The organism is Streptomyces sp. NPDC005533 (assembly GCF_042871845.1).
GTDB lineage: Bacteria > Actinomycetota > Actinomycetes > Streptomycetales > Streptomycetaceae > Streptomyces.
The window spans coordinates 1-6,043 of the sequence record NZ_JBIAJH010000111.1 but is presented as its reverse complement, the minus strand read 5'-3'; the positions used below and the strand labels follow the sequence as shown (position 1 = coordinate 6,043).

The following is a 6,043-nucleotide window of genomic DNA, read 5'->3' as shown; positions in this document are numbered from 1 at the left end:
CAGCATGGACATGCCCACCAGACATCTCGGTCGGCGATCAGCCCCACGATCGGGTGATCACGAACCGAGGAATACCGGACTTAACGCCCACTGAAGACCGGCCGTGTCACCCGACAAACCATCCACGCCATCACCGACATGACGTCCTCCGAGGCATCGCCCCAGCTCATCGGTCGTATCGCCAGGGCCCAATGGGGCATCGAGGCCGTCCACCACATCAGGGACACGACCTTCGCGGAGGACGCCTCCAAGATCCGCACCGGACACGGACCGGAGAACATGGCCACCCTCCGCAACCTCGCGATCAACACACTCCGCGACGCAGGCCACCACAACATCGCCGCCGGAATCCGAGAAGTCTCCTACACTCCGTTCCCCCGCCCGCTCGACCTCCTCGGACTACCCCCGACCTGCGACGCAGCAAGATCAACACGACAATGAATTAGCCCTGCTCGTGTACCTGCGCAAGAACGACACCCTCAGACAGCTCGCCGCCGGATTCGGTAGCAGCCCTGGGACCGCGCACGCCCACGTCCACGCCGTGGTGGAGCATCTGGCCGCTCTCGCACCGGGACTGACCGCGGCCCTGAGAGCGACCGACACCCGCTATGTCCTGCTCGACGGAACCTTCGCCGAGTGCAACCCAACCGGCGACGGGCGAGCGGACTACTCGGGCAAGCACCGCAGACACGGGGTGAACCTGCAGGTCATCACCGCCCGGACGGAACCTTGGTTGGATCTCGCCCGCCCTGCCTGGCCGCACCCACGACCTGACCGCCGCCCGCCGGCACAGAATCATCGCCACCTGCGTCCGCCTCGGCCTTCCCGTCGTCGCGGACCGGGGCTACCAAGGCGCCGGCAACATCGTCGCCGTCCCCCACCGGCGAAAGCCCGGGAAGGACCTCCGAAGAATTATTGACTCAATACACTAGCGGCTCGCGAGCAGTTTCAAGTCGTCCCGTCTGCGACACATTTAATGCCAACTCGCCGCATGGTACTGAGCACAGCGGCGACAGCATCCATCCGCATGAACTTCACAGCCAATCGGCCCAACTCAGCTCATCGTGGGCTCGCGAAGTGTAGCCTGCGCGAATTATCTGAGGTCATGCCCCTGAGAATGCTCGATTCCAGGTTCGTCTGCGACATTTCGTCGTCAGCGCTGGATCTGGCTGTCGTCCCGTCGCACCGTTGTGTCGATCGCGCCGCGATCAATCAGGCAGGTCGACCCACCGGACTCCAGGGCGTTATCGTCATCGGTTCGCCCCCTCCACTGCGGTCAACGCGCAGGACTCGGCCTCACGATTTCAGATCGTCAGGAAGCTTTCCATGGATCGCGGACACAGACAGTTCCTAATGACGGCTGCCGCCTCCCTCTAATCCAGATTTTCCGGCGATCCCTTTATCTGCCATGTAGCAATGCAAAAAAGCCATACCCGGCTCCCTATTGGCTTACGCGATACGGATCTCGGGCGCGATCATGCCGCGCGGTCAGTGCGCGGTTGGGCTAAGCGAAACCACGCGCCACCGGCAGCCGCGTCCAACGCTTCAGTAGTTTTGGGTCTTTGCGTATGCCTTGTGCATGCTTACGACTCTACCTCCCGCCCGACCCCGCAAAGACCATCGCGCCGTGGGTCGAGCCTCTCTACCAGCCCGTGAAAGGACCCTGCATGAAGTACTTTCTTTGGGTCGTACCCCTAGTGGCCGCCGTTTTTCTGCTCGCCCCACAGACGGCCTTCGCCATGCAGCCCGCGCTGTCCGCCTCTGCCAAAGTCTCGACAGCCCCGCCTGGGCTAGCGAAGCACTTGGAGACAGGTGCAGCTCGGCCGGCTCCTGTGAGCGTCCGGGATATCAAGACCGGGGACGAAGGCGACGATGTCACCGCCGTACAGAAGATGCTAACGAAGCTTCACTATTACCACGGGGAGATCAGCGGAATCTACGATGACGAAATGATCCCCGCCGTGTGGACCTTCCAGAAGGTGCAGGGCCTCGAAATCGGCGAAACCATCAACGCCGCGATGCTCCAGGCGCTACAGAACCCGAAGGAGCCAACCCCACTGTTACCCAACGGGGATGACAACCGTGTCGAGGTCGACCTGAGTGCCCAGCTAATGCAGGTATACAAGGACGGCGAACTAGCCATCCTCACCCACATCTCTTCAGGATCTGGCCGGTACTACTGCTCGGAGGGGCGTTGTCGCTACGCCACAACCCCGACAGGGGACTATGAGGTCTACCGGATTGTGGAGGGCTGGGAGACGGTCCCGACTGGATACATGTACAGGCCATTGTACTTTTACGGTGGGTTCGCCCTCCATGGGAGCAGCACAGTGCCCCTTGAGCCTGACTCGCACGGCTGTATCCGCATCCCGATGCCGCTGGCCGATCTGGTTTCCGATACCGTCGAGATCGGGTGGCCCGTCCACCTTCGGCGGCCATGATCCAATCCGGAAATAGCCAAGGTTTGTGGAGCAGTTAAGGTGGCTCATCGGGATCGCTTTGCAGATACCGCCAGCCTCAGCGGGATTCTTACCGTGGACATTTGACTATCCTGTCAGCTCCTACGTCGACCTGCGATTCCGCAAACGTGCTCCAATCATACCTGCGCTCCACCGCCTGGCATCGCAGACCGGCGGTCTCGGCAATTCTGGCCGCCGCGTTGATGCCCCGCTCAAGGACGGCTCCGCACTCTCCCACACAGACGATGAGGGACGCGGGGCCGTCCTTGATACCACGACACTGAGTCAATCTCAGGGGTTTGGCCCTGCGCGGCCGATAAACCAGGCACACCCACATCGGTGGCCTTCCACTCCAACGTCATGGTGAAGACCGACCATCCGGCGTTGTGCTGGGCGCTCGGGGGAACCGCGCTTGCGACTTCGATGCCAGCATGCGCAGCCCTGCTCGACATCTCCGGTCTCGCCGACGGTGAACTCGATAGAATGCGCCTCATCCTGCACCACCTGCCTGCGCACCCTCAGCAACCATGTCCGCCAGTAGCTGTGGATCGAGGTCTCCTAAGCATGTGCCAACACGTCAACAATCTGGACAGGGCTCAGTACCTTTCCAGCCGCCACCTGACAGCTGGAAACACCCCGACTAGGACCACGGAAAGAATGTGGGCCTTGTCGAAGACCTTCTTCCCGCCCGGGGTTAGCCCGTGCCCGTGGTGGGCGGTCTTGCCGACGTCCGTCTAGAGGAAGACGCCTATGCCTAACATCGCAGCCTTCCGCAGGTGTGGACCGTGCCGGCCATGGTGGTGGCACCGTGCTCGCGCATCCACGTTATGCAGACCTGCCGCCCGCGAACTGCCCGGCACTGCACCGGGCCGGACGGTGGCCAGGTCTCTCATCAGCGCGCGGCGTTCAGAGGGGAAGTGTCCGCGGGCCCAGACGGCCCGGCGGATGCGGGCGTTGACGGACTCGATGGCGTTGGTGGTGCAGATGATGCGGCGGGTCTCGGCGTCAACTGCAGGAACGGAACGAACTTGGCCCAGGCGTTTTCCCCGAGCTGCACGATCGCCGGATACTTCTGCTCCCATTGCTCGCAAAATTCGAGAAACCGGCTCGTGGCCGCGTCCTCGGTCGGAGCGGTGTAGAGCGGCTTGAGTGCTTCGGCGATCTTGCCCCAGTCCTGGCGGCTGGCATAGCGGAACGACGCCCGCAGCAGGTATTGAAGTGCTCTACCTCGCGGTGACGTCCCTCGAACCCCACCGGCACCGCACGCAAACGCTGGACCACCCGCTGGAAGCGCGCCCTCCACACCTTCGACATCACCTTCGACGAACGCCTCACCAACAACCTAATCTCCACCCAGAAAACAAGCCAGTTACACCGCCTACAGGACAGACCCTCGCTGAAAGAACTGCATGAGCGAAGCTCGCGAGTTCCTCACGGTGCCGCCGTCCTGACTTGCTGACCAGGGGTTCAATAAGACAGCAACGCGACACGCCGTAGCTCACTGGAACGGATGGCAGTGATATGCTGTTTGGTCGTGTCAGGCACCATCGACCTGCGATGCTGGCCAGATAGTTGACTAGTGATCACGCCTTCATTTCCGCAGCCCAGCAGAAGGTCAGTTGTAGCCTCAGCTGCCCTGACTCTCCTTTCTAGTGCGCTTCCCGCCACCTCTTCCAGAGCCTTCTCCGGCCGGGTAAAACGCAGTCCCTCAGACATGTCTGCACTGGCATGGATGCTCGCTGATGCTGTCAGTGGCGACGTTCTAGCCGCTTGGCATCCCCACCACCAATTGGCACCGGCAAGCACGCTAAAAACGCTTTTCGCTCTTACCGTTATGCCTCACCTCGACGCCGATGCTATCCACACCGTTTCTTCTTCAGACCTAGACTCAGTACCTTCCGGCAGCAGTGTTGTCGGTCTGGAGGTTGGGGCCTGGTACAGTATTGACGAGCTGTGGAGCGGGGTCTTTCTACGCTCCGGTAACGACGCTGTCCGCGTATTGGCTTCCCTTAATGGTGGTTGGGCCGAGACTGCTGCTCAGATGGAGGACTGCGCTACGGCCCTAGGCGCGGAGAGCACCTCGGTCATCTCTCCCGATGGATTCGATGCCGCAGGGCAGGTCTCCACGGCGCACGACCTGACCGTATTCGGTCGGGCAGGATTGGCTCGGGCTGACTTCCTACGAAACTGCGGCACCAAGACTGCCATGTTTCCCAGCAGTGAAGGACGGGATGGCTACATCACCATCGTGAACACCAACCGGCTCCTCAGCGGCACGTACGGCGTAACTCCGTATCCGGGCATCATTGGCATCAAGAATGGCTATACGTCCCGTGCAGGCAACACTCTCATCGCTGCGGCACGCCTCGGCGGCCGCACGCTAATCGCCACCGTGATGAACCCTCAGTCAGGCCTGCCGAACGCTGTCTATGAAGAAGCCAGGTCGCTGCTGGACTGGGGTTTCGAACTCCCCACCGACGCTGAAGCGATCAGCTCACTGCCTAGCCTCCCGACGGACGCTGCGCTCGTGAGAGCAACGCCCTAACAGACGCTGTTGATCATCTGGTTCGGATTCGGGAGGCAGCTGGTCTGGTGGTAGGCAAACGTCAGTCTCGGCCATGGATCTGCTGGATCAACGGTACGTCCATCGAGTCGTTGCTTCCGGGGCCGGCACCGAAACCGTTGCCATCATCTCACCCCGAGAGCCCTACATGTCTGCCTGATGCGCCGCTGGCAAGTCTGTCAATCGCTCGGTGTGGTGAGAGGGTTCGGGGTTACTGGCGAGCTGTGAAGAGCGGGCTGTCGAGGGCGATGCCGAAGGTGTTCTGGGCGGTCTTCCAGCGCATGGTCAGAGGGCCTGGCCCTGGCCTGTGGGGTTGAGGGACGTGACCGTCATGCAGACGCACTTCGGGGCAGCGCTCTTGTTGGGGAAGTGAGCGGGTGCCCTGGCCGCCCACCGGATCCTTGCGTTCATGGACCCGATCGCGTTCGTAATGCGGACGATGTGGCGGATCTCGGTGCCGGACCACTGGAACGGGGTGAACTCCCGGGCGTTTTCCCCGAGCCACACGTTCGCCGCGTGCTTCCGGCGCCGGCGCCTGCGAAGCCCGCGGACCGAGTCCGGCGGTCTTGTCCCAGCGCTGGCGGCGGCACAGCGCAAGGAGTTCCGCAGCAGGGGGACCACGCGGGTCTGCACGATCGTCGTCACCGGACGGCCCCGGCGGCGCCGGGCAGTCCCCCAGCCCGACGCATACATCTACCAGGAGGTTGTCCACGCCGCGGTTCCTGATCCGGCCAAGATATGTGCAGCCAGTGAGCTTGTTCAAGTTGGCCACCAATCGGGTGGTGTCGGGGTGGCGTAACAGACGAGGCCCTCGGGTTGTTGATTGGGATGTCTTACGTCCGTTGCTCTTCGTAATGTGGATGTGGCGATCGGTGCCGTGGGACGGCCGGGCGATGGGACGACAGGAGGAAGCGCGTGATCGACGTCAGTGAGCCTTTTCAGAGTGGCCACTGATCGGGTGACGGTGGGGTGCTCGATGGAACGGACAGAGCCCCAAGGCTGTTGAGCGAGGTGTCACCGC

Annotated in this window: 4 protein-coding genes and 2 pseudogenes; 4 read left to right on the top strand and 2 right to left on the bottom strand. The window is 62.2% G+C overall.

The window, feature by feature from the left end:
- The first annotated feature begins 138 nt into the window (after nt 1–138).
- From ACFYP3_RS36780 to ACFYP3_RS36770, 3 genes and pseudogenes are all read left to right on the top strand, one after another.
- Entirely contained in the window at nt 139–441 is a 303-nt protein-coding gene (locus tag ACFYP3_RS36780; protein WP_388842397.1) for a hypothetical protein, read from the top strand.
- A pseudogene (locus ACFYP3_RS36775) lies at nt 431–905 on the top strand (transposase family protein); the annotation flags it as partial. The gene ACFYP3_RS36780 and the pseudogene ACFYP3_RS36775, both read left to right, overlap by 11 nt.
- 762 nt (nt 906–1,667) lie before the next feature.
- Nucleotides 1,668–2,441, top strand: coding sequence for a L,D-transpeptidase family protein (locus ACFYP3_RS36770; RefSeq protein ID WP_388842395.1), 774 nt, complete (start codon nt 1,668–1,670; stop codon nt 2,439–2,441).
- A gap of 902 nt (nt 2,442–3,343) precedes the next feature.
- Here the strand turns inward: ACFYP3_RS36770 and ACFYP3_RS36765 are convergent.
- A pseudogene (locus tag ACFYP3_RS36765) lies at nt 3,344–3,672 on the bottom strand (transposase); the annotation flags it as partial.
- A 366-nt stretch (nt 3,673–4,038) separates the two neighbouring features.
- On the opposite strand from ACFYP3_RS36765, the gene ACFYP3_RS36760 reads away from it, so the two are divergent.
- A complete protein-coding gene (locus ACFYP3_RS36760; protein ID WP_388842393.1) occupies nt 4,039–5,004 on the top strand; it encodes a D-alanyl-D-alanine carboxypeptidase family protein in 966 nt (321 codons plus the stop codon).
- Nucleotides 5,005–5,307: 303 nt separating this feature from the next.
- Here the strand turns inward: ACFYP3_RS36760 and ACFYP3_RS36755 are convergent, their stop codons facing one another.
- Nucleotides 5,308–5,715, bottom strand: a complete 408-nt coding sequence (locus ACFYP3_RS36755; protein ID WP_388842391.1) for a transposase — start codon at nt 5,713–5,715, stop codon at nt 5,308–5,310.
- Between the last annotated feature and the right edge of the window lie 328 nt (nt 5,716–6,043).